This is a genomic window from Ornithinibacter sp. (assembly GCF_035443565.1).
Classification (GTDB): Bacteria; Actinomycetota; Actinomycetes; order Actinomycetales; family Dermatophilaceae; genus Fodinibacter.
The window spans coordinates 18,934-20,204 of record NZ_DAORSO010000016.1; the positions used below are offsets into that span (position 1 = coordinate 18,934).

The following is a 1,271-nucleotide window of genomic DNA, read 5'->3' on the forward strand; positions in this document are numbered from 1 at the left end:
CCCGCATCTGGCTGCCGGCGTGGCTCGCCGACCGCGACGGGGTGCTGGACGGCTTCTCGGAGTCGCTCGATCGCGCCTTGGCCGGCACCCCGGTGACCGTGGGTGCCAACGGGGGCGACTCGAGCGGGCTGCGCCTGGCGAGCCAACCTGTGGCGACCGCGACGGCTGCGATGACCGTGACGGCTGCGCCGGATGCTGCGGATGCGGCACCCGACGACGACGTGTGGAGCGGTGTCCTCGGCAACTCGCTGCAGGCGTCGCTGGCCGTCCCGGTTGGTGCCGATGACCTGCGTGGTGGCCAGGCGTTCAGGCCGTGGGACGTCGGACTCCTGGGGTCACGTGAAGTCCTCGACCAGCTCGACCGGTCGGCCGCGGCCCGCAAGCGGGTCGGGCTGGCCGTCGCCGACGCCATCGCCACCGAGGGCCCGATCCACCGGGATCGACTCGTGAAGTTGGTGGCAGGCGCCTTCGACCTGGCGCGGGTGAACGCCAAGCGTGCGGACTCGATCCTGGGCGTCGTCCCGCGAGGTCACCGAAAGGGCGGGGAGCCGGCGATCCTGTGGGACCTCCCGGTCAACCCGGCGTCATGGGACGGCTTCCGCGTTGACCTCCAGGGAACCCGACCGGTCGATCACGTGCCGTTGCGTGAGATCGCCAACGCGATGCGAGCCGTCTGCAGCGATTCGGGGGGTGCGGAGCGGGTTGAACTGCACCGTGACGTGCTCGCGATGTTCGGCTTCAAGCGGCTCACCCAAGGCATCGAGGCGCGCATGGACGAGGCGCTCGAGCACGCGGTGCGCGAGAGGCTCCTCGAGCGCCGCGGCACCGCCTACGTCGCCGGGTCACGCTGACGTGACTCACCCACTGACGGTGGTGGTGCTCGCCGGCGGGGAGTCGCGCCGGTTCGGCTCCGACAAGCTCGCCGCACCGCTCGCCGGAACCACCGTGCTCGACCACCTGCTCGGGTCACTACCGCAGGAGTGGGCCGTCATCGCCGTGGGGGAGCAGCGGCCCACCCCGCGACCCCTCACCTGGACCCGTGAGTACCCACCCGGTGGCGGCCCGCTCGCCGGCATCGCCGCCGGGCTCGCCCTCGTCACCACCGACCTGACCGCCGTGGTGGCTGGCGACATGCCGTATGCCGTGCCCGGCCTCCGCACGCTGGTCGACGCGCTCGCGGCGGCTGGCCCGGACACCGCAGCGGCGGTGGCCGTCGACGACGAGGGGCACACGAACCCGCTGCTGGCCGTCTACCGCACCACCGCGGCCCG

General features: G+C 72.9%; 2 protein-coding genes. Both read left to right on the forward strand.

Going from position 1 to position 1,271, the window contains the following annotated elements:
• Positions 1-851, forward strand: an 851-nt coding sequence (locus PLL68_RS03560) for a DUF3320 domain-containing protein (protein WP_324531710.1), incomplete at its 5' end; no start/stop codon positions are given.
• A 1-nt stretch (position 852) separates the two neighbouring features.
• A partial coding sequence (gene mobA / locus PLL68_RS03565; protein ID WP_324531711.1) for a molybdenum cofactor guanylyltransferase occupies positions 853-1,271 on the forward strand: 419 nt, incomplete at its 3' end.